A 1,547-nucleotide genomic window follows, 5' to 3' on the forward strand; every position below is an offset into this window, starting at 1 on the left:
GTGCCTTCGGGAACTCTGAGACAGGTGCTGCATGGCTGTCGTCAGCTCGTGTTGTGAAATGTTGGGTTAAGTCCCGCAACGAGCGCAACCCTTATCCTTTGTTGCCAGCGATTCGGTCGGGAACTCAAAGGAGACTGCCGGTGATAAACCGGAGGAAGGTGGGGATGACGTCAAGTCATCATGGCCCTTACGAGTAGGGCTACACACGTGCTACAATGGCGTATACAAAGAGAAGCGACCTCGCGAGAGCAAGCGGAACTCATAAAGTACGTCGTAGTCCGGATTGGAGTCTGCAACTCGACTCCATGAAGTCGGAATCGCTAGTAATCGTAGATCAGAATGCTACGGTGAATACGTTCCCGGGCCTTGTACACACCGCCCGTCACACCATGGGAGTGGGTTGCAAAAGAAGTAGGTAGCTTAACCTTCGGGAGGGCGCTTACCACTTTGTGATTCATGACTGGGGTGAAGTCGTAACAAGGTAACCGTAGGGGAACCTGCGGTTGGATCACCTCCTTACCATTGAAGTGTTTTTGTGAAGTGCTCACACAGATTGTCTGATGAAATAGAGTAGCAGTATCAATAGGCTTGTAGCTCAGGTGGTTAGAGCGCACCCCTGATAAGGGTGAGGTCGGTGGTTCAAGTCCACTCAGGCCTACCAAAATCGAATTGATGCAGCGTTATAAATCAGCTCGTTTACTCAAAAGTAAACGTCGCCAATTTATGCCTTGCCTAAATCCGATTTGTCATTTTAATGACTGAGATTGATACTGAAATTACCTTTATGGGGCTATAGCTCAGCTGGGAGAGCGCCTGCCTTGCACGCAGGAGGTCAGCGGTTCGATCCCGCTTAGCTCCACCATAAATTTTTCTGATTATTCAGAATAGATTAGTTAAATAGTCTATTGCGAATAATTATGCTCTTTAACAATCTGGAACAAGCTGAAAATTGAAAACAACGCACATTGTTTATCGCTTAAACAATGTGAGAGTCTCTCAAAAATCTCAACTTGAAGTGTTTTTCAAACACACAAACGAGTGGCATGAGCGAGCAGTGTGAAATCCAAGGCGGCTAGCGCACAGCAAGCGCAGCGTACAATAGTACGTGAGCATTGCGAGCACTACCCAACGAAGAAGTTCACCACGCACAGCCATGACGTTAAGTGTCGTCTGATAAGAAGACACCTTCGGGTTGTGAGGTTAAGCGACTAAGCGTACACGGTGGATGCCTAGGCAATCAGAGGCGATGAAGGACGTGCTAATCTGCGATAAGCGTCGGTAAGGTGATATGAACCGTTATACCCGACGATTTCCGAATGGGGAAACCCAGTGCAATTCGTTGCACTATCGTTTGATGAATACATAGTCAAACGAAGCGAACCGGGGGAACTGAAACATCTCAGTACCCCGAGGAAAAGAAATCAACCGAGATTCCCCTAGTAGCGGCGAGCGAACGGGGAGCAGCCCAGAGTCTTAATCAGCATTAGTATCAGGAGAACGGTCTGGAAAGTCCGGCAGTAAAGGGTGATAGCCCCGTATCTGAAGAT

Annotated in this window: 2 tRNA genes and 2 rRNA genes; all 4 read left to right on the forward strand. The window is 48.2% G+C overall.

Annotated elements, in window-relative coordinates:
- Positions 1-519 (forward strand): 16S ribosomal RNA (locus ACIPUA_RS07195); the annotation flags it as partial.
- Between the two features lie 65 nt (positions 520-584).
- Positions 585-661 (forward strand) — tRNA-Ile (locus ACIPUA_RS07200).
- 125 nt (positions 662-786) lie between these two features.
- Positions 787-862 (forward strand) — tRNA-Ala (locus ACIPUA_RS07205).
- A 336-nt stretch (positions 863-1,198) separates the two neighbouring features.
- Positions 1,199-1,547: ribosomal RNA gene (locus ACIPUA_RS07210) — 23S ribosomal RNA — on the forward strand; the annotation flags it as partial.

It is taken from the genome of Providencia sp. AGC89, from assembly GCF_053543535.1.